The 287-nt window shown below is 39.4% G+C and carries 1 pseudogene; it reads right to left on the reverse strand.

The window, feature by feature from the left end:
- Positions 1–257 (reverse strand): annotated as a pseudogene (locus AAEY97_RS21180) (oligopeptidase B); the annotation flags it as partial.
- Between the last annotated feature and the right edge of the window lie 30 nt (positions 258–287).

A 287-nucleotide genomic window follows, 5' to 3' on the forward strand; every position in this document is an offset into this window, starting at 1 on the left:
GAATAATAATAGTCACCGTTTTTAACTGGCACTGAATCATCGTCTTTTTGAATTCGCCCTTTTAGCTCTTCAAATAACCTAGTTTGTAACGTTTTTGTATGCGCAAGCATTGCATCTGTATAAGCATTTTCAGCCTCAAGGTAACTAAGTACCTCAGGATCTTTTCGCTCATCATCGCGCATCCAGTAATAATCATCGATACGAGTGTCGCCATGAATAGACATTTCATATGGTACTTTTTTAGCAACCGGCGGCATTACTGCGATTTGAGATACAGACTGTTCAGT

This window comes from Shewanella sp. TB7-MNA-CIBAN-0143, assembly GCF_040310065.1.
GTDB lineage: Bacteria > Pseudomonadota > Gammaproteobacteria > Enterobacterales > Shewanellaceae > Shewanella.